The sequence below is a fragment of the Providencia sp. SP181 genome (genome assembly GCF_050446505.1).
GTDB classification, from domain to species: Bacteria; Pseudomonadota; Gammaproteobacteria; order Enterobacterales; family Enterobacteriaceae; genus Providencia; species Providencia vermicola.
The window spans coordinates 1-25254 of record NZ_JBBPXM010000020.1 but is presented as its reverse complement, the minus strand read 5'-3'; the positions used below and the strand labels follow the sequence as shown (position 1 = coordinate 25254).

General features: G+C 41.8%; 20 protein-coding genes. 6 read left to right on the top strand and 14 right to left on the bottom strand.

Features of this window, described 5'->3' with window-relative positions; translation table 11 throughout:
• Positions 1–22: 22 nt before the first annotated feature.
• A complete protein-coding gene (gene metE / locus AABS66_RS20040) occupies positions 23–2302 on the bottom strand; it encodes a 5-methyltetrahydropteroyltriglutamate--homocysteine S-methyltransferase (protein WP_430225397.1) in 2280 nt (759 codons plus the stop codon).
• Between the two features lie 108 nt (positions 2303–2410).
• On the opposite strand from metE, the gene metR reads away from it, so the two are divergent.
• The gene (gene metR, locus AABS66_RS20035; RefSeq protein WP_206086332.1) at positions 2411–3367 is read left to right on the top strand and encodes an HTH-type transcriptional regulator MetR; all 957 of its coding nucleotides are present in this window, start codon (positions 2411–2413) and stop codon (positions 3365–3367) included.
• Here the strand turns inward: metR and AABS66_RS20030 are convergent.
• The 3 genes from AABS66_RS20030 to AABS66_RS20020 all read right to left on the bottom strand — a co-directional run bounded on the left by AABS66_RS20030 (position 3252) and on the right by AABS66_RS20020 (position 7463).
• Complete coding sequence (locus AABS66_RS20030; protein WP_206086331.1) at positions 3252–4151, bottom strand: carboxylate/amino acid/amine transporter; 900 nt, start codon at positions 4149–4151, stop codon at positions 3252–3254. The two genes, metR and AABS66_RS20030, sit on opposite strands and share 116 nt — an antisense overlap.
• A 57-nt stretch (positions 4152–4208) precedes the next feature.
• A complete protein-coding gene (locus AABS66_RS20025; RefSeq protein ID WP_206086330.1) occupies positions 4209–5858 on the bottom strand; it encodes a Na+/H+ antiporter in 1650 nt (549 codons plus the stop codon).
• Positions 5859–6116: 258 nt separating this feature from the next.
• The gene (locus tag AABS66_RS20020; RefSeq protein ID WP_225820737.1) at positions 6117–7463 is read right to left on the bottom strand and encodes an NCS2 family permease; all 1347 of its coding nucleotides are present in this window, start codon (positions 7461–7463) and stop codon (positions 6117–6119) included.
• Positions 7464–8099: 636 nt separating this feature from the next.
• Between AABS66_RS20020 and AABS66_RS20015 the strand changes: the two genes are divergently transcribed.
• The gene (locus tag AABS66_RS20015) at positions 8100–9785 is read left to right on the top strand and encodes an ArnT family glycosyltransferase (RefSeq protein WP_430225402.1); all 1686 of its coding nucleotides are present in this window, start codon (positions 8100–8102) and stop codon (positions 9783–9785) included.
• A 31-nt stretch (positions 9786–9816) separates the two neighbouring features.
• Here the strand turns inward: AABS66_RS20015 and AABS66_RS20010 are convergent, their stop codons facing one another.
• Both AABS66_RS20010 and AABS66_RS20005 read right to left on the bottom strand, forming a co-directional pair.
• Positions 9817–11013 carry an MFS transporter gene (locus AABS66_RS20010; RefSeq protein WP_430225396.1) on the bottom strand — a complete coding sequence of 399 codons (1197 nt, stop codon included), beginning with the start codon at positions 11011–11013 and terminating at the stop codon, positions 9817–9819.
• A gap of 186 nt (positions 11014–11199) precedes the next feature.
• The gene (locus tag AABS66_RS20005) at positions 11200–11952 is read right to left on the bottom strand and encodes a sulfite exporter TauE/SafE family protein (protein ID WP_206086327.1); all 753 of its coding nucleotides are present in this window, start codon (positions 11950–11952) and stop codon (positions 11200–11202) included.
• Between the two features lie 211 nt (positions 11953–12163).
• On the opposite strand from AABS66_RS20005, the gene AABS66_RS20000 reads away from it, so the two are divergent.
• A complete protein-coding gene (locus AABS66_RS20000; RefSeq protein WP_206086326.1) occupies positions 12164–12724 on the top strand; it encodes a helix-turn-helix domain-containing protein in 561 nt (186 codons plus the stop codon).
• Here the strand turns inward: AABS66_RS20000 and AABS66_RS19995 are convergent.
• The 4 genes from AABS66_RS19995 to ivbL all read right to left on the bottom strand — a co-directional run bounded on the left by AABS66_RS19995 (position 12721) and on the right by ivbL (position 15726).
• The gene (locus tag AABS66_RS19995; protein ID WP_430225395.1) at positions 12721–13383 is read right to left on the bottom strand and encodes a hypothetical protein; all 663 of its coding nucleotides are present in this window, start codon (positions 13381–13383) and stop codon (positions 12721–12723) included. The genes AABS66_RS20000 and AABS66_RS19995 overlap by 4 nt on opposite strands.
• A 165-nt stretch (positions 13384–13548) precedes the next feature.
• Positions 13549–13833: an acetolactate synthase small subunit gene (gene ilvN, locus AABS66_RS19990; RefSeq protein WP_047756595.1), complete on the bottom strand. Its 285-nt coding sequence runs from the start codon at positions 13831–13833 to the stop codon at positions 13549–13551.
• A 2-nt stretch (positions 13834–13835) separates the two neighbouring features.
• A complete protein-coding gene (ilvB, locus tag AABS66_RS19985; protein WP_430225401.1) occupies positions 13836–15533 on the bottom strand; it encodes an acetolactate synthase large subunit in 1698 nt (565 codons plus the stop codon).
• A 103-nt stretch (positions 15534–15636) separates the two neighbouring features.
• Positions 15637–15726, bottom strand: coding sequence for an ilvB operon leader peptide IvbL (ivbL, locus tag AABS66_RS19980; protein WP_272681679.1), 90 nt, complete (start codon positions 15724–15726; stop codon positions 15637–15639).
• A 338-nt stretch (positions 15727–16064) separates the two neighbouring features.
• Here ivbL and AABS66_RS19975 point away from each other — a divergent pair, with 338 nt between their 5' ends.
• On the top strand, positions 16065–17234 hold the full coding sequence (locus AABS66_RS19975; RefSeq protein WP_404462276.1) for an MFS transporter: 1170 nt from the start codon (positions 16065–16067) through the stop codon (positions 17232–17234).
• Between the two features lie 254 nt (positions 17235–17488).
• Positions 17489–17896 carry a helix-turn-helix domain-containing protein gene (locus tag AABS66_RS19970; protein ID WP_430225394.1) on the top strand — a complete coding sequence of 136 codons (408 nt, stop codon included), beginning with the start codon at positions 17489–17491 and terminating at the stop codon, positions 17894–17896.
• Between the two features lie 256 nt (positions 17897–18152).
• Here the strand turns inward: AABS66_RS19970 and AABS66_RS19965 are convergent, their stop codons facing one another.
• Positions 18153–18674, bottom strand: coding sequence for a single-stranded DNA-binding protein (locus AABS66_RS19965; protein ID WP_206086322.1), 522 nt, complete (start codon positions 18672–18674; stop codon positions 18153–18155).
• 449 nt (positions 18675–19123) lie between these two features.
• Here AABS66_RS19965 and uvrA point away from each other — a divergent pair, with 449 nt between their 5' ends.
• Positions 19124–21958, top strand: a complete 2835-nt coding sequence (uvrA, locus tag AABS66_RS19960) for an excinuclease ABC subunit UvrA (RefSeq protein ID WP_272516346.1) — start codon at positions 19124–19126, stop codon at positions 21956–21958.
• 57 nt (positions 21959–22015) lie between these two features.
• Here the strand turns inward: uvrA and AABS66_RS19955 are convergent, their stop codons facing one another.
• The 3 genes from AABS66_RS19955 to alr all read right to left on the bottom strand — a co-directional run bounded on the left by AABS66_RS19955 (position 22016) and on the right by alr (position 25114).
• Complete coding sequence (locus AABS66_RS19955) at positions 22016–22663, bottom strand: hypothetical protein (protein ID WP_430225393.1); 648 nt, start codon at positions 22661–22663, stop codon at positions 22016–22018.
• A gap of 71 nt (positions 22664–22734) precedes the next feature.
• Entirely contained in the window at positions 22735–23931 is a 1197-nt protein-coding gene (locus AABS66_RS19950; RefSeq protein WP_430225392.1) for an aromatic amino acid transaminase, read from the bottom strand.
• Positions 23932–24031: 100 nt separating this feature from the next.
• A complete protein-coding gene (gene alr, locus AABS66_RS19945) occupies positions 24032–25114 on the bottom strand; it encodes an alanine racemase (RefSeq protein ID WP_206086318.1) in 1083 nt (360 codons plus the stop codon).
• Between the last annotated feature and the right edge of the window lie 140 nt (positions 25115–25254).

The window sequence follows — 25254 nt, the reverse complement described above, 5'->3', positions numbered from 1 at the left end:
TTTCCCTGCCTTTTATTACGCTTTAAGATGAGTGCTCATTTCTTAGCAATTTCGCGGCTTCAACCATGTTGGCTAACGCTTGACGGGTTTCCGTCCAGCCGCGGGTTTTCAGTCCGCAGTCTGGGTTGACCCACAAACGCTCAACAGGGACACGTTTTTCCGCTTTTCTGAGCAATTCAACAATCCACGCCACATTTGGTACATTCGGTGAGTGAATATCATAGACACCTGGCCCAATTTCATTTGGATAATCGAAATGTTCAAATGCATCCAACAGATCCATATCTGAACGCGAAGTTTCGATAGTAATCACATCTGCATCTAGCGCCGCTATCGAATCCATGATGTCATTGAACTCGCAATAACACATATGGGTATGAATTTGTGTGTCATCCTCAGCGATGGCAGCGCTGAGTTTAAAGGCATCGACTGCCCATTTTAAGTATGCTGCCCACTCATTTCTACGCAGTGGTAAGCCTTCACGCAACGCAGGCTCATCAATTTGAATAATACCAATACCCGCTTTCTGTAAGTCATCCACTTCATCGCGTAGTGCCAGTGCGATTTGTTTTGCGATGGTTTCACGGCTAACATCTTCACGCGGGAATGACCAACACAGGATAGTGACTGGACCTGTTAACATGCCTTTGACAGGTTTTTTCGTTAGCGATTGCGCATATTTCGCCCACTCAACGGTAATTGCCTCAGGGCGGCTAATATCCCCAATAATCACTGGTGGCTTCACACAACGCGAACCATAGCTTTGTACCCAACCATTTTGCGTAAATACATAGCCATCAAAGTGTTCACCAAAGTACTCAACCATGTCATTACGTTCAGCTTCACCGTGTACCAACACATCGATATCCAAAATTTCTTGCTCTTTAATCGCCTGTTTGATGTGCTCGCTAATATTTGTACGGTAATAGGTTTTATCTACATGACCTTTTTTGAAATCTAACCGTAGCGTTCTGATTTCACTGGTTTGAGGAAAAGAACCAATCGTGGTAGTTGGCCATAATGGCAAGTTAAAGCGTTTACGCTGAAGCTGTGCACGTTGTGAATATGGGCTGGTACGCTCTGCATCCCCCTCACGAATTGCCGCTAAACGTTGTGCGACGGTGGCATTATTCACTCGAGTTGAGGTTTTACGAACTCGAATCGGCGCACTGTATGTTTCTAACGTTGCAATGTTTGCATCAGTGGGTTGATTGAGTGCTTTACTCAGCAAGGCAAGCTCTTCACATTTTTGTAATGCAAACGCGAACCAGCTTTTCACTTCCACATCTAAACGCGTTTCATCATTCAAATCAATGGGGCTGTGCAGCAGTGAACAGGAGGTTCCTACCCACACTGAACGTTGACCTAGCAGTGGTTTTACTTGGGTAAATTTTTCACCTAAATCGGCTTTCCAAACATTACGGCCATTAATCACACCTAGTGATAAAACCCAGTCAGCAGGCAGCGCTTGGTGCAGTACTTCAATATCATCTGAACCCGCCACAACATCGACATGTACCCCCTGGACAGCTAACTGTTTGATGATATCTAAGTGATGGCTAACGCCATCAAAATACGTGGTCAACAATAATTTTATGTGGCCTGATAACGCTTGATAGGCCTCTTTGTATGCTTGTTGCCATTCAATAGGTAAATCCAGTACCAGTGCGGGTTCGTCAATTTGCACCCATTCAATGCCTTTTTCAGCTAAGCGCGCCAATATTTGTTGGTAAACTGGCAGTAATTCATTCAGCAACGATAAACGATCAAATGATTCGCCTTTAACTTTCCCTAACCACAGGTAGGTAATTGGCCCCACAATCACAGGTTTAACTTTGTGGCCTAGCGCAAGTGCTTCATCAACTTCATCAAACAATTGATTCCAAGATAACGCAAATTTTTGCCCTTTTTGAAACTCAGGCACGATGTAATGGTAGTTTGTGTTAAACCATTTGGTCATTTCACCTGCTGGCGCTGGAGTCCCTGTTGGTGCACGGCCACGAGCGACTCTAAATAAGGTATCTAAATCAATAGAACCATCTTCATTTTGATGGCGTGGCGGCACGTTACCTAATAGTAAACTGGTTGTCAGAATTTGGTCATACCAAGCAAAATCACCAACGGGTAATAATTCAACACCTGCATTTTTTTGCTGCTCCCAATGGCGAACGCGCAACTCATGCCCCACCGCTAAAAGCGCCGATTGGTTAATTTTGCCTGCCCAATAATCTTCTTGTGCTCGTTTTAGCTCTCTTTTCAGACCGACGCGTGGAAAACCAAGTGTATGATTTATAACAGACATATTGACCCCTTAAAATATTTAGCCGTCTAGATGTTTACACATCCATAATCAACAGGTACTGTATAAAGCACAAGCGCAAATATTTCATTGTCACCGTGAAGGTTTCTCATGATCGAACTAAAACATTTAAAAACATTGCAAGCGCTCAGCCAGTACGGCTCATTAGCGGCTACAGCAACACACTTGCACCAGACACAATCAGCTCTGTCACACCAGTTTAGTGATTTAGAGCATCGGTTAGGCTTTCGCTTATTTGTACGAAAAAGCCAGCCATTACAATTTACGCCACAAGGGGAAGTTTTATTGCAGCTGGCACAACAAGTACTACCCTTGGTCAAAGATGCCATTCGCGTCTGTAATGAACCTGGTGTCTGTGCGCTACGTATTGCTATCGAATGCCACAGTTGCATTCAATGGCTAACACCTGCATTGCAACAGTTTAGGCAGACCTGGCCGCAAGTGAGTGTGGATTTTAAATCGGGGGTGACATTCGACCCACAGCCTGAGTTGCTTTCAAGAGAGCTCGACCTTGTGATGACGTCAGATATCCTGCCTGACCAAGGTATTCATTACACGCCAATGTTCGATTATGAAGTGAAATTGATCGTCGCCTGTGACCATCCACTTGCAAAGAAGCCACACATTGAACCACATGATTTGGCGAATGAAACGTTACTGCTCTACCCAGTACAACGAGAACGTTTTGATGTTTGGCGCCACTTCCTGCAACCTGCGGGCGTTTCACCAAATGTAAAAAATGTAGATAACACATTGATTTTAATTCAAATGGTAGCAGCTAAAATGGGAATTGCCGCATTACCCCATTGGGCCGTAGATTCCTTCGAGAAACAAGGGTTGATTAAGACTAAAACATTGGGGAGTGGCTTATGGAGCCGGCTGTACGCTGCGTGCCGTGAAGGAGAACAGCGCCAGCCAGCTATCGAGGCATTTACTGAGAACGCGACGGATCACGCTGTGGAGAGCCTTTCGTATGTGAAGCCCGCGAAAGTATCCAACGTTTATGCACCCAAAGAGACGCAATTATTAGGCTCGATCCAATGGTAAAACTCAACCAATTAGGATGTTGCTGCCAAATGGCAAAATTCACTAATAGGCCAGCTGGAACCATCATGTTATTCATAATAGCAAGGGTTCCAGCATCAACTTTTGTTGCCCCATAGTTCCACATAAAATAACCAATACCTGATGCAGCAATACCAAGCCACAGCAGTACTCCCCATTGGAGGTTTGTGGTTGGCATCATGGATTTATTACCAAAGAGCAACCAACCAATCAGTGCCACTAACGTCGCCCCCAAATAGAACCACGAGAAAGCCTGATGTTGAGGAATGGGATGTACCTCCATCAAACGCTTATACCCCACTTGCCCGATAGCAAAAAAGATATTGGCTAACTGCACAAACAATAACCCCAACCAGAATGATTCGCTCAAATGATCATAGCGAATAATTGCCGCACCAATCACCGCCAGCAAAGAACTAAACAAGTACCCTTTACGCAGTGGCTGCCGTTCTAATAAGTCATAAATTAATGTGACATACAGTGGCGTTAATACCGTAAACAGTAAAAACTCAGCAACAGTAAGATATTGATAGGCATGGAAAACAAACAGGTACATGATCCCAAGCTGGCAAGCACCCACTAACATGTAAAGTGAAATCACTTTAGCGCCAAATTGACGCCAGCGAAGAAAAGGCAGGAATACTAATGAAGCAAGGCCAACACGCACCAAAACTGAGAACCAGCTGTCGACTTGGCCTGCTAAATATTCACCAATCAAACTAAAAGACGCTGCCCAAAGCAGCGTCGTGATAACAAGTAACCACATAATGCTGTATTCTGTCTCAAACTAAAGAATGCTGAGTAGAATACTCGGTTTTTCGTTTTAATGCTCTTTTTCGATCAGTACCGCTTCTAATAAATCTAAATCGACCAACAAAGATTGTAGTGTCTCATTGCTGATTTTTTTCGTAGCACGCAAGTGATAAAGCTCACCACGCTCTGCACGCAACGCGGTCAAACGGAAACGGCGCTCAAGGTCTTCAATTTGCAAGTTATGTTCAATTTCATCTTGCCCTGCCGTACGACGTCTGAGATAACCTGTCACGCGAGAAGCAACCTCACTGATATCTTCTGAATCAAGTTTTTCGTCCACGTCCGCAGATAAACGCTCTTCCATTTTATTCAAGCTAACGATCGCTACTTCTGCCATTTTAGCCTTCGCCATACGTATTTCGTTGGCATCCGCTTCTTTGTCACCCACTTTGAAATTGCGCAGCAATAACGGTAATGCGATCACCCCTGCAAAAATGGAGAACAAAATCACCCCAGCGGCGATAAACACCAGTTGGTAACGAGCAGGGAAAGGAGAACCGTCGGTTAAAAACAACGGAATAGAGAGCACACCCGCTAAGGTAATCGCCCCACGCACCCCCGCAAAAGAAGCCAGCCACAGCTCACGCACGGTATAATTAGCAAATTGCAGTGGTTTTTTCTTTAGGAACAAACGGCTAAACCTTTTCATCAGCCACAGCCAACAAAAACGCAGCAATAACAAGGCAAAGTAAATAATGGCAACGGCTGCAAACAACATCCATGTCTCAACACTTGGGTCGAGATCTGCTTGAATGACGGAAGTTTCCCATATCCCAGGCAACTGTAGCCCTAACATGATGAAAACTAGGCCGTTAAATACAAATTCCAACATCGACCAAACACTATCCGCACGTAAACGCATTGCGAGTGGCGCATTACGGATCACGCCAGATTTGGTGATAGTCATCCCTGCGGCAACAGCGGCTAAAATGCCAGAAAACCCAATATGTTCTGCAATCATGTATGAAGCAAATGGCAGCAATAGCATGAAAACAATCTGTGTTGCAGGGTCATCACCACTCCAGCGGCTCATTAAACGCAAAGATTTACTGTACAACCATGTCACAATAATCCCTGCAAGTAAGCCACCCACAGCAACTTTAAAGAATTCAATCGTCACGCCAGATGTGCTAAATACCATTGTCCCCATCGCAATGGCAACTGCGAATTTTAATGCCACCAGACCTGAAGCATCATTCATTAATGCCTCACCTTCTAGGACACTCATCATACGTTTAGGAATACGCCCTTTCCCCACAATGGAAGACAGCGCAACCGCATCCGTTGGTGAAAGTACCGCAGCTAGGGCAAATGCGGCGATGAGTGGAATACCAGGCATTAACCAGTAAATTAAGTAACCAATACCTATAACTGTAACCAATACCAAAACCAACACGAGAATAAAAATTTCCCGGCCATTTTGGAAAAATTCACGGGTTGGTGTTTTCCAGCCATCAACAAACAGTAAAGGCGGAATCAATAAAACCATAAACAATTCGGGGTCAAACGTGACATGCAAGCCAAATTGTGGCCAAGCTAATAGTGCACCAATGGCTATTTGAATGAGGGGAAGTGGAATACGAATAGGAAGAATTTTAGCAGCAACCCCTGACACAGAGACAGCTAAAATCAAAATAAGAATAGTAAAGAAAATTTCCATGTTGCCCTTACTGATTAACTAGACGACCAGAACTCAAAATTGCCTGCCGCCGCATAGTAAGAGATAGCACCGTCCAGACCTCGATTATGACAATCAAGCGGTCACGAGTGGAAAAATGGGACTTCCACTTGATTCACCGCCTTATATCTATTCTATCCCTAGCTACCGTCCTATGGGAAAAAAATTTATACTTTGCGATTAATCGAAATAATGCGTTACAAGGCGGTAACAACCCCCGCCTTTTTGATTTAATTACCTTTAAATGGCCAAATCAGCAGCATAAAACGCCACCAAAAGCACAGCAATCACAACAGTACCAATATTCAACTTACGCCATTCACCCGCACAAATGCGACCGATCACTAATGCTGCAAAGCCAAGCATAATGCCCGTTACGATATTGCATGTCAGGACGATAAACACCGCACACAGCAGGCCAGACATCGAATCAACAAAGTCATCAAAGTCTAATTTTGAAACGTTACTTAACATTAACAAACCAACGTACATCAGTGCTGGTGCTGTCGCATAAGCCGGCACTAAGTATGACAATGGCGATAAAAAGAGGATCAGTAGGAATAGCACTCCAACAACAACAGCAGTTAACCCCGTACGCCCACCAGCAGCTGTTCCCGCGGCTGATTCAATGTAAACCGCCGCTGGTGAAGCACCTATCGCCCCCGCAAAAATGCTACTTACGGAGTCAGCGGTTAATGCTTTTCCACCATCAATAATTTGCCCGTCTTTATCTAATAAGTTCGCTTGCCCTGCAACGGCACGGATTGTACCCGTCGCATCAAATACGGCAGTCATGACTAGCGCCAATAAACTTGGCAGTACCATTGGTTGCAACGCACCCATGATATCCATATTAAAAACAAGAGAAAGACCATCGTCACCTAATGACGGTAATTTAAAGAAACCTTGGTATTTCACTGCAGGATCAAAAATTAAACCAATAATTGAGATCGCAATAATGACTAATAACACGCCACCTGGTACACGGCGCTTTTCTAAGCCGAAAATAACTGCAAGACCCGCTAATGACATTAAAACAGGGAAAGAGGTAAATTCACCTAAAGCCACAGGTAGGCCAGCATTTGGGTTTTTAATCACTAAACCCACGCCATTTGCAGCAATCAATAATAAAAACAGGCCGATACCAATCCCTGTACCATGTGCAATGCCCATTGGCATATTACGTAAAATCCAACTACGAATGCCTGTTACAGAAATAATGGTAAACAAGCACCCCATTAGAAATACGGCGCCTAACGCAACAGGGATACTAATTTGCTGGCCTAAAACTAAGCTGAAAGCGGTAAATGCGGTAAGTGAAATGGCACAACCTATTGCCATCGGCAAATTCGCCCATAGCCCCATTAATAATGAACCGAAACCCGCCACTAAACAGGTAGCAATGAACACTGCAGTAGGCGGGAAACCAGCCTGCCCCAACATACCAGGCACCACAATAACAGAATAAACCATCGCTAAGAATGTGGTTAGCCCTGCAATGATTTCACGGCGAACGGAAGAGCCGCGAGCGGTGATCTTAAAAAATGAATCCAATTTGCAGTTGGATGAAGCCTGTTGGCCTGACATGGTGTACCTCTGCTGTTAATGGTAAACGAACACGCTAAAAGCCAATAAGTTTATATGCCCATCTTACTGGCTCATCACACTCCCGCTGACGTAAACGATTACGTATTTCTAAAAACCTTATTGACCGAGAGGAAAAATCTCAATCAAAACAATGGCGCAATCGTTTGGCTTAAAAATAAGAATAGGGCGTATTGTGAGGAGAGCAATTATCGTTCGAAAACGGGCAAATGATCAAGTGTTTTTAGTTTTTTCTCTGCATCAAACTCATTTTCCACCTCGAAAAATAGAATAAAATACCCGATGATAAATACGGCTTTATTAATAATATTTATTATTCTTCACCATTTATTAAAGATAACATTAGGTAAAAATAGCTAATTCAATTTCATATAGACTTTGTTTATATAGCGAGATTATTTTTTTTGATATAATCACTGAATATTTGCTTACAAAACGGTTAGCTAACTCATTATTATTTCATGGTAAAATAGTTTAAATATGTGTTAGTGAATAATATTTTCAAAAAATATAAATATCCGTCAATGAGTAAATATTATTTTTATATATGAGCTAAAAAACTATTAACCGTAGTTATTATTTTATTTTTATCACCGTGAACTAAAGTCTTAAATGAATATGCCAAATAAAAATACACCATCCATCACATTACAACGGGGTGTTTTACTACTTTTTATCAGTTTCCTTGTCCTATATTTACTCCCTGGTATCTATAGTCATAGTCCATGGAAACAAGATGAAAACTACAGCTTTGGTATTATTCAAACCATGTATGAAACAGGGAAATGGTTAGTTCCAACCAATGCGGGTGAGCCTTTTATGGAAAAACCCCCGCTTTATTATTGGGTTGCAACCCTAACCTCCCACTTATTTTCAGGGTTTATGCCACTCTATGATGCGGCACGAACTGCCAGCTTATTTTTTTCAGTCATTAACTTTTCATTTTTTGTGTTCTTAGCTCGCCGCTTTTTTACTGCAAAGGACTTTACTGATATCCGTATTTGGATTGCATTTGCACTGTATGCTTGCGCGCCAGGGATCCTCCGCCATAGCCATGATATGTTTACTGATGTCGCCCTGGTAGCAGGTGCAACAATCGGGCTTTATGGGCTATTAGGGTTGATCCAACAACAAAAAATGGGAATGTCAGCGGTTTGGCTCTGCGTGGGAACAGTGGTAACGATGCTCTCAAAAGGTGTCTTTATTCCTGGAGTCCTGTGGATTTGTCTGCTATTAGCCCCTGTATTTTTAACTCAATGCCGTACAAAACAATTTTGGTGCTATAGTTTTGCGGCTGGATTAGCGGCGCTTATTGCTATCCTCCCTTGGCCAATCATGCTTTACCAGCAACACCCTGATTTATTTATGGTTTGGTTTTGGGAAAATAACATCGGTCGCTTTTTTGGCTTTTCTGTTGAAAAACTCGGTGCAAAAGCAAATTTAACACGTATCCCTGCAGCCGTTTCATTGTTTGCCCTACCATCGGGTTTGTTGGCAGTCGCTTATTTCTTACGCCACCCAATCAAACGCTTAATGACTTCTAACACCTATTTACTCACATTATTCCCGCTCTTAGGCATAGTCTTTTTGCAAATTTCTGCCTCTGGCCGTGCACTATACCTTCTTCCTTTTATCGCACCAATGGCGATTATTGGTACACCTGCACTTTTGGCTATTCCTGAAAAAGTTCTCAATGGGATTTCACGTTTCTCTGCTGTGTTTTGGTCATTCTTAGTCGCATTTCTATGGGGCAGCTATTTCATCGTATTAACGGGCCACCATCAAGAATACTTAACATTATTTAGCCGTTGGCTCCCCATGAGTTATCAAATGCCCTTTTCCACTATCACTTTCATCTGCGGGGTATTGATTACACTGGTTTGGTTCTTGCGTAACCGAATCATTCCAAACCTTTCCCCCGCTTTTCAAATGATGAAAAACTGGGTACTCGGGCTCTGTACTGTTTGGGGAGTGATCTTAACCTTATTTTTGGGTTGGGTTGATTACACAAAAGGTTTTGAAGGGGTTTTTGTCGATTTAAAACAGCATTTAGTAGGCCAATATACAGCTGATGATTGTATGGCCTCTGATAATATTGGAGAATCAGAAGCGCCAATGTTGTATTACTACACAAAAGTTCTACACCAACGACAGGATAAGTTCCAAAAACCAGAGCACTGCCGCTGGTTAATCGTATTATCAAAAGAAGTGAAGCCTGCCCCACAAGGTATGGTACTTTTTTGGCACAACCATCGACCAGATGAATACCGTGAGAATTTAGTCGTTTATAAAGTCACAGAATAAAGTGAGGCGGGTGCTAATTCACCCGCTAAAATTAATATGTCGCTTGCTCAGTAACTTGCGCACTGTATTTCGCTCGGGTGAACCACAAAAAAATAGCCGCAGACAAAATCAATAAAATAGGTAGTCCTGATGGTGAAATTGATGTCGCCACCCCTGCGAGCAAAGGCCCAGATAAGTTACCAATCCCCCACAACATCGCTGCTGCCGCATTCGCAATAATCAGCTCATTCCCTTTAAAATATTGGCCAATCTGCACCAACGCAATGGTATAAATTGCCCCCGCAGTTGCTCCCAATACAAACAACAATACCCAAATTAAATAAGGCTGAGTAATGGTAAATGGTAATAAGAAACTAGCTGCCAATGTTACAACACCACAGATCCGATAGAGTTTCTCCCGATTCATGTTGTCAGCAAGCCAGCCAAAAGGTAGCTGCATGATTGCATCACCCGCTAAAATCGCGCTAATCATCAGTGCAGCCACCGCTTCTGTGTGTCCCATCCCCATCCCATAGATAGGGAACATGGATAAAATCGTGCCATCAAAAAAGGCGAAAAATAATATTCCCCCACAAATTCCAGGCGCAACTTTCACAAACTGGATAATAGAAAAATTTGATTTTTCTGCTGTAGCGGACAATCGATCACCTACTTTTTGATCCATTAATATAAATAACACAACCGAAATCAAATGGATAAGGGTACAAATAAGCAAAGGGGATTTATCTTCTACACCATAATAAGCAATAAAAGAAGGCCCAAGTAGCTGGCTCACAGTAAATACCGTGGTATAAATCGCGAGGATCCGTCCACGTTTGTTTTCAGGCGATAATTCGTTAATCCACGTTTCGCCTAAGCAAATCATGACACCACTGGCAAGCCCTGTTATCAATCGTAAAGGAAATAATAACCAAAGAGGTAGCGTACTTAATAGCGGTAATAAGCTAATACCTGAAATAATGGTGGCAATTAACATCGCTTTGCGCTTGCCTGACCATTGCACAATACGCTGTACAACAGGCGCGATTAAAAACATCCCTAAAGCTGGCGCAGCGGAAATAATACCGATGGTGAGTTCATTCACACCATAGTTATTTAATCTCAAAGCTACCATTGGAATACTTAACCCAATGACGATGCCAATAACGGCAATACTGGTCGTAATCGTAAAAATAGCAAATGAAGGGGAATGTCGAAAATTGTGTAAACACTGATTATCAGAGCTCATTTTGGTATTAATCTAAATACTTAATCAAAGAATTAGATTTTAACTCCATAAAATTAATAATTAATAATATAAAAAACCGCTGCATTATCAATAAACCTAATAATGCCAGCGGTGATTGTAGCATGCCGCCTATATTCTGCTATTTATCTTTAAAAAATAAATTTGTGTTTTAACGGGTATTTATAATTAAAGAACAAAGAAATATCGATATAACAAGGCTATGCCTGAAACTAAAATCACTAGATTAATAATTTTCAAAAAAGCTTCACGGGTGATTTTTAATGTAATGTGCCTACCCAACCAAGTTCCAAGCAACATTGCTGGACAGAATGCTAATGCAATCAATAAAGTATCAAGGTTAAGGTACACTCCCATAACCAAAAAAATGACCACACGTGTTAGCGTACTAAAACCAATTAGTGTCATTTGGGTGATACGAAAACGCTGTTTATCTTCAATCCGACTGGATAAATACATTGCATAAATAAAACCACCGCTCCCAAATAACGCGCTAAAAACCCCGCCAATTAAACTAAAAGGGACAACGAGCGCTTTTGAAAACGGTTTTTTGTTTTTTTTTGATAAGAAAGCATTTAACACATAACCAATAACAAACAGCCCTAATAACAAAACTAATATATCTGGTCGTGTTTTTAATAAAATCGCTGCGCCAATTAAACTTCCCACTATCATTAGGGGAATAATCCATTTTATTTCCTGATAATCCGCATTTTTTCCATCTTTAAGTAAATTTAATACCGCAGCCGTTAAATCAATTAACGCTAAAATGGGAACGATCATATTCAGAGGTAAATACAACGCGAGTACAGGTGTAGCAATCAGTGCAGACCCAAAGCCCGCCATTCCAAAAACAATATAGGCAAACAACAACGTCGTAAAACAAATCGCCATTTCTGGTGAGAATAATTCAAACGGCATAGCGCTTAACTCCGAAAGTTTTTAACGCCCTCACTATAGTTATTATCAGATTTATTAAATAGCTTTATTTTTTTCATTTTTAAAAATTCAAATCTCTATCAAAAAATTAAATAACGCATTGAAATAGTATGGATAACCAAGAGTATGTGATTTGATTCGCTGAGTGATGTAGAATTAGCACAATAGATCAATATTCAAGGAAAGACACAACATGGATAAAAAAATTAATATAAAAATTGGCCAAAAAATTCGTTTACTTAGACAAGCGAGAAATCTTTCACTTAACGAACTTTCTCGCCTTTCAGGCATATCTAAAGCGGCTCTCTCAAAATTAGAATCTGGGGATTCAAACCCACGTATCGATACATTGGAGTCCATTGCTATAGCACTGCGATTTCCGCTAAGCGATTTATTTACGCGTCAACATGAAGCCTACCCTTATTTTGTAAAATCTACACCGAGTGATGAAAGCGAGTACTCTCAGCAATTTAAATTTCGTATCAGCATGGGAAATATCTCGGAAATCTGGCAGCTAACCATGAAACGAGGCGCAATCATTAATAGCCCTGCTCACATGACGGGAACCCACGAACATATTATGGTTAATTCAGGTTCGCTCATGTTACGCTTAAACAACGATCAAAATATTGTCTTAGAAGCAGGGGATTTTTATGCATTTAGCGGCGATTTTCCACATTCCTACTTATGTATGGATGGTGAACTTCAAGCAACTGTAGTGATGACATATTCACATCTTAGTGATGGCGTTTAAACTGCAACATGCTGTGCATCATAGCTAATACGTAACGTTCCCTTTTTAAATTTCATCGACTTAATTGAAAAATGGCAAATATTATCTAACGAGGCGACATGCGTCCCTCCGCATGGCATATCTTCTGTTTGGTCGATATAGCTTATCCGCATTTCACCATTTTGCTTAATATCAACCTTACGGGCACTTTGTAAACTTTGATTGATAATGCCTTCAATTTCAGCGCTATCAAGTTCTTCAAAAGGGGTTACTTGATTTTCCATCATAGTAAACTCTACTCTTGATTCATCTGGGAAATGATGCCCTTTTTGTGCCATCCAGCCAAAACGACGTAATTCCCAATTTAACAAATGCCCTGCAGTATGAAGCGCAGCATAGCGTCGGCGTTTCTCACTATCAACTTTTGCTATAACCCTTTCCTCAGCATTCAGAGAAGCGCATTCAGGTAAATAAGCAACAATTAACCCATTCAAGTGTTTCTTTATCCGAACACCAAATTCATTAACCCAGGCTGTGTCCGCAGGTTGACCGCCGCCTTGAGGATGAAAAATATTATCTTCAAGTGCAATCCACTCACCCTCCTCATCATGGCCTGTATTAACTAACATTGTCTCTACTTCATATTGATAGGTATTCGAAAGATAGATATTGTTTTGCATCGTTTTTGTTCCCTTTATTCTTCATCATAAACTGAGAAACTATTTGTTTATCTTTTGATGTTATATCACTTTCGTTCGTTTTAAGAAACCCCGATTCAACATTATTTGGCTAAAAAATATGCCCATACCAAAGTATGAGCTTATTTGAAAAACCAAGTTTAAGAATTACTGCAAATAATTTTGCATTGTTTCAAACAGCTGTAAATTATCGCTAAAACGTACTTCCCTAACATCTTCAAGTTTTTCGACTTGATTAATCATTTGCGATAAGCGTTCGTCTTTTTGGACTAATAACCAAATGCGGCTTTCGTCTTTATCTTTAATTGGCATACAAAGAATGCCATCTACGTTAAATGCTCTACGAGCAAATAGGCCACAAATATGAGACATAACGCCAGGGTGGTTACGCACAATTAACTCTAAAGCAATTGGGTGGTGTTCAAGTACCATAATTACGCTCCAATCATATCAATATTAGCGGCACCTGGCGGAACCATTGGATATACCTTCTGATTCACATCGATCAGGGCATGTATTAAACAAGGGCCTTTGGTATTCATAACCGCTTCCAGTGCCATTGCAGGGTCTGCCTCATTATTCAAATCACAGGTTTGTAAACCAAAGCCTGCCGCTATCTTAATAAAGTCAGTTTGGTACGGATAAGCTGCAGCAAATATACGGTTTTCAAAAAATAAATCTTGTTGCTGATGAACCATACCTAACGCTTGGTTATTCATTAAAACGATTTTGATATTTAATTGATGTTCAGCTGCTGTCGCTAATTCTTGAATATTCATCATCAGGCTACCATCACCAGAAAAACATACGATGGTTTTTTCAGGTTCAGCCAAAGCAGCACCAATCGCAGCAGGTAAACCAAAGCCCATCGTGCCTAAACCGCCTGAAGTTAACCATTGGCGAGGGCGAGACAACGGATAAACTTGTGCAGCCCACATTTGGTGCTGACCAACATCGGTTGTGACAATGGCCTCTTCACCCGCGGCACGAGCCGCAGCTAACACCAAACCATAGTGGTTTAATGGGTTATCTGCATCGCTTAAGTTTAATGGGTATTTTGCTTTTAACTCATCGACTCGTTTGAGCCATTCATTTCGCGTATTTCGCTCAACCAATGGCAACAATAATTCCAAAATTTGCCCTGCATCAGCATGGATAGCAATGTCTGGACGCTTAATTTTACTGATTTCCGCTTTATCAATATCAACGTGAATAATTTTGGCATTAGGGCAAAATTTTTCAGCTTTTCCGATGGCTCTATCATCAAAGCGTGCTCCAATAACAATCAGTAAATCTGATTCTTCCATCACCATATTGGTACTTGCCGCGGCGTGCATACCTAACATTCCCAAATACAAAGGATGTCGCATAGGCACAGTACCCAATGCCATCAAGGTCATGGTTGTAGGCAAAGCAGCCTTTTCTGCAAATGCAATCGCCGTTTCTGTTGAAGCAGAGCTGATAACACCACCGCCAAAATACAGCACTGGACGTTTAGCTTCGTTGATCATTTGCGCCGCTTGGAGTACTTTTTCCATATCAAAATTTGGCGCTTTATCTTTCGGTAAAATGTCAGGTATCTCGGTTAACTCAATAGTCGCGGTTTGAACGTCTTTCGGTATATCAATCCAAACTGGCCCTGGACGGCCTGATTCAGCGATACGAAAAGCATCGCAAATCACCTGTGGCAAATCATTTATGCTGCGAACTAAATAGTTATGCTTGGTAACTGGAATAGAAATACCATAAGTATCAACTTCTTGGAATGCATCTGTCCCTATCATTGAAGAAGGCACCTGTGCCGTAATACAAACCAGTGGAATAGAATCTAGTTTTGCATCAGCAATTGCAGTCACTAAGTTGGTTGCGCCAGGGCCGCTGGACGAAATACACACAGCGGCTTTGCCTGTTGTTCGAGCTATACCCTGAGCAATAAAACCCGCCCCTTGCTCATGACGAGCAAGAATATGGCGAATTTTTTTGCTTTTTCCTAATGCATCATAAAAAGGCAAAGCTGCCCCACCTGGAATGCCAGAAACAATGGTAATACCATGTTTTTCCAGTAAATGTACAATTAATTCTGCGCCCGTAAAACGCGTTTTCTGTGGTGATGTGTTGCCCGATTCGCTCATCATAATTATCCTTTGCTAGCCTGCGGATTTGAGCGAGAGAGAATAAAAAACCCCGCTCGGTTTGCGCCGGCGGGGTTTCTAAATCTGCGTTGATTTGTACCCGTTACGGCGCTAAGCCCACGACCACCACCACACGCACGACCACCGCAGCACGTGGCGCGGTTAGTAGTAGGCTTGAGTGATTAAAAGTCATGTTCACGGGGTTTTCCTGTTTTAGTCTGTTTGTTTAATTTTTTGTTGTTTTCTTAACTCCCTTTAAGAAAACATAATTTTGTTACTCTGACAATCATTTTTTCGTTTTTCAGTTCTCATCCCTCCTAAATGCGAGCCTCATCACATTCAACCATATCAGAGCCATCATCTTAATTTAAATCAAAATAAAGCAGAATTAACTATTAAAACATCCCCAACCTATCACTTGACTTAAAGTTAACTTGAAGTTTTAACATAGAGCCAAAGAATATGACGATGTGAACAAAATTCATATTCAATAAATTGATTTTATTTGATTTTTATAAGAAAGAGGTCTCTATGCCAAGGTCTGTTTGGTGGTTAGCCACCACACTTGCATTATTTATAACAGGGAATGCCATTGTTCTTTCAGTTGCTGTTGTGATTGGCGAAAACTTAGCAACTGACCCAAAACATGCCACAATTCCCCTGTTAAGTCAGTATGTTGGTTTGATACTCGCAACAATCCCTATTGCCTTTTTGATGCAAAAATATTCAAGAAGAATTGGGTTTATCGTCGGGAACATTGGCGGGCTAATTGGTGCTGGATTATCGATTCTTGGGGTTTTAGAAAGTAATTTAATCTATTTCTCCCTAGGTTTATTTTTTACTGGAATTGCGATTGGCACTGCACAACAATTTCGCTTCGCTGCTATCGAAGAAGCCCCTATTTCACTGCGCGCTAAAGCGATTGGTCTTGTGATGAGTGGTGGTATTGCCGCTGCCTTAATTGGCCCAACACTGGCTATTATGACCCAAGGATTTTTTGCAAAATATCCGTTTGCAGGCCCTTTTGCTACGTTAGCGGGTATTTATGTTATCGCATTTATTTTATTGCTCATTGTGCCATTGAAAAAAATGGTGAAAGTACCACTCGATGAAAATTTAATTAAACGAAGCTATAAGGCATTGTATTCACAGCCAATACTGAAATTAATCGCGATTGTGAGTGCCATTGGTTATGCGATTGTCGTCTTTACTTTTGCCTCTATTCCACTCTCGATGAAGCAACATGATTTTCCATTTTCATCAATCGCAATCGTGTTTCAGTTTCACGTATTGGGTATGTTTGCTCCCTCATTTTTCACAGGGACATTAATTCAGCATTTAGGGGCAAAACGCATTATTTTATGTGGCATCATTTTATTGATTTTATCTGCTGTGATGAATTTACTAGGTAATGGTTTTTATCACTATTTGCTCTCTGGTATTTTTGTTGGGGTAGCTTGGAATTTACTTTTAATCAGCACCACCAATTTACTGCCCCACAGCTATGAAGTTCATGAAAGAGCAAAAGTGCAAGGAACAACTGATTTTCTGATCTACTTTTTTGGCGGCATTGGCAGCCTCGGGGCTGGCATTCTCTTTTTCACCATTGGCTGGCAAGCGATGAATATACTATCCATTATAATTTCCATCGCTATTTTGCTCAGCTTTTGGAGACTTAAAAAATATATTCCAACACACTGATCAGTATGAACTGTCTCGATCCTGGTGATTGTAATGCTTATTGTAGGATCGAGGTTCAGTTATCACTCGTTTTACTCGATTCCTGATAAATATATTATCTTAAGGCAAACACTACTGGTTAGAGATTAATTAAAATTTGCTATTAATGTCATTTAACAAATTAACAGCCTGTATTCCTATTTGTTTAGTATTTATTTATTGGCTGTTTACTTAATGAAGGATATGATTAAAAAGTAACTCGTAGGAAAAACATTATGTATAAAGAAATCCCTGTTCCCTATAATGGGAAATACACAGAATTTCAATCTACAGTTGTTAATGAAATAATAGTTTGGATTGAAATGAACTTAACCAGTCGTCTATTACTGGATGATATTGCACTAAAATCTGGATATACAAAATGGCATTTACAAAGAGTGTTTCGTAAGGTTGTCGGGATACCTTTAGGTGAATATATTCGTCGAAGGCGGATTTGTGAAGCAGCAAAAGACCTCTGCACCACAGAACTACAAGTAATTGATATTGCATTAAAATACCAATTTGACTCCCAGCAATCATTTGCAAAGCGATTCCGCGCTTATTTAGGTACGTCGCCATCAGTCTACCGAATTTCCAGTGAAAGTCAGAATGACCCTTTACTACTGGAACCTAAAGTAGCCTGATACGCAATATGAAAATAAAATTTGTACTTACCCTTTTTATTCCACCTTCAATACAAAGCTCCAAGTAAGTTAATTACTGGAGCTTTTTTATTATTTATTTTTGATAAAAAAATTAATAATCCCTTAAGGTTTATAACCATTTTTTATTTTATTATCTTAATAAAAAATTTTTATTTGATAGTTATATTTAAAATATAAAAGAATAAAGGCTTCACGAGGAAGCCTTTTATATATTTATAGTTATTAAAATAACAAATTAAAACGGAATATCGTCATCGAAATCCATTGGTGGCTCATTATTTTGTGGTGCTGGCGCTTGTGAGCGTGCAGGTGCAGCACCGCCACCACTGAATTGTTGTGCAGCTTGTGGCTGTTGAGGTTGACCCCAACCACCTTGACCACCTTGGCCTTGTGATGGCGCATCACCGCCACGACCACCTAACATTTGCATAGAACCGCCAATATTCACAACCACTTCCGTCGTGTAGCGATCTTGACCGCTTTGGTCTTGCCATTTGCGCGTTTGCAAAGACCCTTCGATATAGACTTGTGAACCTTTTTTCAAGTATTCACCTGCAACTTCAGCTAATTTGCCGAAAATCACCACGCGATGCCATTCAGTTTTTTCACGCATCTCGCCAGTTTGCTTATCGCGCCAGCTTTCAGAAGTTGCCAGAGTCAGGTTTGCCACAGCTCCGCCGTTAGGCATATAACGGATTTCAGGATCTTGCCCTAGGTTACCGATAAGAATTACTTTATTTACGCCTCTGCTGGCCATTTATTGCTCCTGATGCATTGAATTTTAATCTCTGGATTAGCCTTGAAGTTTACCAATGACCGAACTGATTTGCACCAACAATTGAAATTGCATATTTAAACTTGCGAAACGCTTTCCAAAATTAAGTGAAATCCCAGAGCACTTTTTTCAGTATAGACACAAAATTATTCTCTCAGTAGCACGCCTTCCTACAAATTATTTTTCCCCTTGAATTTGTTTGTAATTTTGTATTTTTCACCTCAAAACATTCGATTCTGAATACAGCTAGTCGGTAAATGAATGCATCGTAGGGAGCTTACTACTACGCAACTAAGCGCAGCCAACAACACAGCGAATTTAAATCGGTACAGGCCAGAAAATATAACGAGTACTGTATATCCAATCAGGGAAAAATATGTGATAATGATCGCTTGCGATTGTTCAATATCAAATCATCCGGGAAGTGGTAAATGGATAATATCGAAGTCCGCGGCGCACGCACGCATAATCTGAAGAACATCAATCTCGTTATTCCTCGTGATAAACTGATTGTTATCACGGGTTTGTCAGGCTCTGGAAAATCCTCTTTAGCCTTTGATACCCTGTATGCAGAGGGCCAGCGCCGGTATGTTGAGTCACTTTCTGCCTATGCGCGCCAGTTCCTGTCCTTAATGGAAAAGCCTGATGTAGACCATATTGAAGGGCTCTCTCCTGCGATTTCGATTGAACAAAAGTCCACTTCACATAACCCACGTTCTACCGTGGGAACCATCACTGAAATTCATGACTATTTGCGGTTATTGTTTGCGCGGGTTGGTGAGCCTCGCTGCCCTGATCATGATATTCCATTAGCAGCGCAAACCGTCAGCCAGATGGTTGATAATGTTTTAGCGCAGCCAATGGATCGCCGTATGATGTTACTTGCTCCCGTCGTCAAAGATCGTAAAGGGGAGCACGTTAAATTACTCGATAACTTAGCGAGCCAAGGTTATATCCGCGCACGCATTGACGGGGAAGTTTGCGATCTTTCTGATCCCCCTAAACTCGAATTACAGAAAAAGCACACCATTGAAGTCGTGGTTGATCGCTTTAAAATCCGCGATGACATCGCGCAACGTTTAGCTGAGTCATTTGAAACCGCGCTAGAGCTTTCTGGTGGTACCGCTGTTGTTGCCGATATGGACGATCCACAAGCAGAAGAGCTGGTCTTCTCTGCAAACTTTGCGTGTTCCGTTTGTGGCTATAGCATGGTGGAACTAGAACCGCGTCTGTTTTCCTTTAATAACCCAGCTGGGGCTTGCCCAAGCTGTGATGGTTTAGGCGTTCAGCAATTTTTTGACCCTGAACGCGTGTTACAAAACACAGAAATTTCTTTAGCAGGCGGCGCTATTCGCGGCTGGGATCGTCGTAACTTTTATTATTTCCAGATGCTAATGTCATTGGCTGAGCACTATAAGTTTGATGTTGAAGCCCCTTATGATTCACTCAGTCCTGCAGTGCAAAAAATCATTTTGTACGGTTCAGGCAAAGAAACCATTGAGTTTAAATATCGTAATGATCGCGGGGATATTACCGTTCGCCGCCATCCATTCGAAGGTGTTCTCAATAATATGGAGCGCCGTTATAAAGAAACCGAATCCACCGCCGTTCGTGAAGAACTGGCGAAATATATCAGTAACCGCCCTTGTGTTTCTTGTAATGGAACGCGTTTACGTAAAGAAGCGCGCTTTGTATTTGTTGAAAACACCACGTTACCTGAAATCGCAGATTACAGTATTGGCCATGCGATGGAGTTTTTCCAAAACTTAAAACTCAGTGGCCAGCGCGCGCAAATTGCTGAAAAAGTACTGAAAGAAATTGGTGACCGCCTTAAATTCTTAGTTAACGTTGGCTTAAACTACTTAAGTTTGTCACGCTCTGCAGATACCTTATCAGGTGGTGAAGCACAGCGTATTCGCCTTGCTAGCCAAATTGGTGCAGGTTTAGTGGGTGTGATGTATGTGCTTGATGAACCGTCAATTGGCCTGCATCAACGGGATAACGATCGCCTGTTAGAAACCTTGATCCACCTGCGTGATTTAGGCAATACCGTGATCGTCGTAGAGCACGATGAAGATGCTATTCGCGCCGCTGATCATGTGATTGATATTGGCCCAGGTGCGGGGGTACATGGTGGTCAAATTGTCGCCCAAGGTACATTAGAAGATATTGTTGCGAATCCTGACTCCTTAACAGGTAAGTTCTTAAGCGGTGAACGACGAATTGAAATTCCGAAACAGCGAGTTCCTGTCAATAAAGACAAAATGCTCACTGTGTTTGGCGCAAAAGGTAACAACCTGAAAAATGTGACTTTAAAAGTGCCAGTCGGGTTATTTACCTGTATTACGGGCGTATCTGGCTCAGGTAAATCCACACTGATTAACGACACATTATTCCCAATTGCCCAGCGCCAACTCAATGGGGCAACCACCATTACCCCAGCACCTTATTTGGATGTTGAGGGCTTGGAACATTTCGATAAAGTCATTGATATTGATCAAAGCCCAATAGGGCGAACACCGCGCTCTAACCCTGCGACCTATACCGGTGTGTTTACTCCTGTTCGTGAGTTATTTGCAGGGGTGCCAGAGTCCCGTACCCGCGGTTATAACCCAGGCCGCTTTAGTTTTAACGTGAAAGGCGGGCGCTGTGAGGCCTGTCAGGGTGATGGCGTTATCAAGGTTGAGATGCACTTCTTGCCTGATGTCTACGTGCCATGTGACCAGTGTAAAGGTAAGCGCTATAACCGCGAAACCTTGGAAATCAAATACAAAGGTAAGAGCATTCATGAGGTTCTCGATATGACTATCGAAGAGTCCCGTGAGTTTTTTGATGCGGTTCCTGCCCTTGCTCGTAAGCTGCAAACCTTGATGGATGTAGGGTTATCCTATATTCGTCTTGGCCAATCAGCGACCACGTTATCAGGCGGTGAAGCACAGCGTGTTAAGCTGGCTAAGGAACTCTCCAAACGCGGTACAGGGCAAACTATTTATATTTTGGATGAACCAACGACAGGCTTACACTTTGCTGATATTCAACAACTTTTAGTCGTTCTGCATCAGTTACGTGATCAAGGCAATACCATTGTCGTCATTGAACATAACCTTGATGTGATTAAAACAGCAGACTGGATTGTTGATTTAGGCCCTGAAGGGGGTAGCGGCGGCGGTGAAATTCTCATCGCGGGTACACCAGAAGAGGTGGCCGAATGTGAGAAGTCCCACACTTCAAGGTTCTTAAAGACGATTTTAGAACGCGGCTACTAATATTCTATGAATACCCTTGTGTTATTGGCAAGGGTATTCATTAGCCCAATTCGAAACTCAAATGGCTCTTTCTAAAGTCTCGAATTTTGTATTCTTGCTCAATGAGGTGAGCACCATCATAACCATCAATATAGGTTGTTTCCCTCCCCACCCTATAAACTCATACTCTTCTCGTCGGCAAAGAAAACAGACGCTTTCCCCCGCTTTTATCATCAATGGAACCGTTTTTCGTGGGAAGTGAGTGGTAATATCCCCTAGTTCCGACACGCTATGAACATCAAAATAGTATGGGGCTAATGACTGAATATTTTCAAACATCAGCGCGTCACAATCACCTGAATATTTTGCGACTTTAGTTTCACTCTTCGCTCTAACCCATTCATTTTCATGGAAGTATTCCCCTGTCAATTTCATGATTGCACGCGTTGATGGTGATTGCCAAATTTGTTGTTGCTCTTGACTCATTTGTGATGAAATCATAGGTTGATAGGCATTGAAGCCCCACTCTTGCAAACATTTATCCCGCTGAATGAATTCTTCGTGGACACGTTCAAAATAACGATATCGGCTAGCCTTTGAAGTTCCCATATAGAAAAACGCATCTTCAGGTAATTGAGCTCGGGTAGAACCTTTACCAAAAAAGGAAAATTTTCGGACAAAAAATTCAAGGAATAAAACAGGAGAAGATAGACTTAATTGTTTCATAAATATAACCGAGTAATAAAAAACGCAGGGATTAGCCTGCGTCTATTTACTTATCATTGAGTTAGCTTTAACTATTGGCTAACAGCAGCAAATGCCTCAACGATACGTTTTACATTGTGGCGGTTAACACCTGCCATACATACTCGGCCCGTACCCACTAAATACACCGCAAACTCGTCTTTTAGACGAGCCACTTGTTCTTTAGTGAAACCGGTATAACTGAACATCCCGCGCTGTTTCAATAAATGGTCGAAGTTTTTGGTTGGTAACGCTTTTTTCAGCTCATCCACCAACACGGTGCGCATGTCTAAAATACGTAAACGCATTTCTTCCACTTCTGCTAACCATTTTGCTTTTTCTGCGCTATTGGTCAGTACCGCAGCCACAATTTTTGCCCCATTAGAGGGTGGGCTTGAATATAAACGGCGCACACCAGCTTTAAGCTGACCTAATACACGATCGCGCTCATCGGTGTTTTCACAAATCACCGATAATCCACCCGCACGTTCGCCATAGATACCAAAGATTTTAGAGAATGAGTTGCTGACAAACACGGTCAAACCCGCTTTAACCATCGCTCTAATCGCGTAAGCATCTTCGTTGATACCTTCAGCAAAACCTTGATAAGCGATATCTAAGAATGGGATCAGTTTGTGTTCAATCGCCACTTTCGTGACTTCATCCCACTGCGCCGGTGTTAAGTCAGAACCCGTTGGATTATGGCAACATGGGTGCATTAAAATGATGCTATTTGCTGGCAATTTCTTAAAGGTTGCAAGCATTTCATCGAATTTAACGCCTTTGGTTTTTTTATCAAAGTATGGGTAATAATGAACTTTTGTGCCCGCACCAGAGAAAATAGAGGCATGATTTTCCCATGTTGGGTCACTGCACCAAACTTCTGAATCAGGATAGTATTGATGTAGGAAATCAGCACCGATTTTTAATGCACCAGAGCCACCAATGGTTTGCACTGTTGCAATACGCTCTTGTGCAATCAGCGGGCAATCTTCACCAAATACCAATTTTTGCAGTTCAAGACGGTAATCTTTTAAGCCTTCCATTGGTAAATACAAGGAAGCACTTGCAGGTAACTTGTTTAGTGACGCTTTAGCGGTACCCACCGTTGCCAGTTCAGGCGTTTTACCTTCACCATCGTAGTAAAGACCAATACTCAGATTAATTTTGTTATCACGAGTGTCTTTATTAAATTCATCCATTAACGACAGAATTGGGTCGCCCGGATAAGCATCAACATGTTCAAACACAGGACATCTCCTAATCATTATTTGGCACTGATAATGTCAGCGCGCATTGCGTTATTCAGCGTGGTTATTACGTTGTTACTTGAAAATAACCCTTTGTTGACTATTCGTCTACATATTCCATCGCAACTCGTGAGGTCAATTTAGTGAGCAACTCATAGTTGATAATACCCGTTTGTGCGGCAATTTCTTCAACTGGCAGTCCATTCCCCCACAAAACCACGTCATCACCAACTTTATCGGTGGCATTTAACCCCAAATCCACGACAGTCATATCCATCGAAATACGACCAATAATCGGCACTTTTCGCCCATTAATTAATACTGGCGTCCCAGACGGCACGTTACGCGGGTAGCCATCGCCATAACCAATGGCAACAACCCCAAGGCGAGTATCTTGATCACTGCACCACGTTTCACCGTAGCCAACACATTGGCCTGCTGAATGTTCTCTCACAGCAATTAAGGTGGATTTTAAAGTCATGACTGGCTGCAAGCCGAAATCTGCCGCGCTTTTTCCTTCTTGGGGAGAAGCGCCATACATCATAATTCCTGGACGAACCCAGTCATAGTGAGCTTCAGGCCATAATAGGATACCTGCGGATGCCGCGATAGATTTTTCGCCTTCTTTGCCTGCAATAAACTGTTTGAAGCAATCGATTTGACGTTGAGTTGTTGGCAAGTGCGGCGCATCAGCTTGACAGAAATGGCTGACAATATTAATAGGCAGTTCAACATGTTGGCAACGTTGCAGGCGTTGATAAAAAGCCTCAGCGTCTTTTGGTAATACACCAAGGCGATGCATCCCTGTATCTAATTTCATCCAAACTTTGAGGGAATGTGGTAACTTAGCCGCTTCAAGCATTTCAAGCTGTTCGATGCAGTGAATAACGGTGTCAATTTTGTGCTCTGCCATCAATACTAAGTCAGACTGCTCAAAAAACCCTTCTAGTAAGACGACGGGCTTTGTAACGCCATGTTGGCGCAGTAGCAATGCCTCATTCAACCTTGCCACGCCAAAGCCATCCACCAGCGCTTCCACTGCACTTCCCACTCCAACTAACCCATGGCCATAAGCGTTTGCTTTAACAACTGCAATCAGTTGGCTATTGGGTGCAATCTCTTTCACCCGTTGCAAGTTGTGTCGCAGAGCGCGGCGGTTTATTAATGCGGTTGCCGCTTTCATGATCCCCTCGTTTGCTTCTCTCTAATTTGTCTAAAAATTAAGCTGCACATTGGCAGCTTAGTCTATTCTCTATTTGTTATACGCTAAAAAATATCAATTTCCATCCGATATTATTTTTATGAATCATTTAATTTTAATAT